1 pseudogene is annotated in these 286 nt (G+C 66.4%); it reads right to left on the bottom strand.

Features of this window, described 5'->3' with window-relative positions:
* Positions 1-286: pseudogene (locus AC24YW_RS36640) on the bottom strand (hybrid sensor histidine kinase/response regulator); the annotation flags it as partial.

The following is a 286-nucleotide window of genomic DNA, read 5'->3' as shown; positions in this document are numbered from 1 at the left end:
GGCGGGCAGCTCCTCCAGGCGCGTGACGAGGCCGAGCGGGACCGCCTTGGGCTGCGACGAGCCGGCGCGGAACACCAGCAGCGAGGTGGTCTGCTCGCCACTTCCGATGTGGTGCGCGCCGTTCTCGTCGCCCATGTCATGGGCCGAGGAGCCGGCGGCGCCGAGCGCTTTCGCAATGCCGTTGGGGTCGATGATCATGATGACCGCGCCATCGCCCAGAATGGTGTTGCCGGAGAACATGTCGATGTGACGCAGCTTCGTCGACATCGGCTTGACCACGATTTCT

The sequence above is a fragment of the Bradyrhizobium sp. USDA3516 genome (assembly GCF_057651995.1).
The sequence above is the reverse complement of the archived record's forward strand: the minus strand, read 5'-3'. Positions and strand labels throughout refer to the sequence as shown.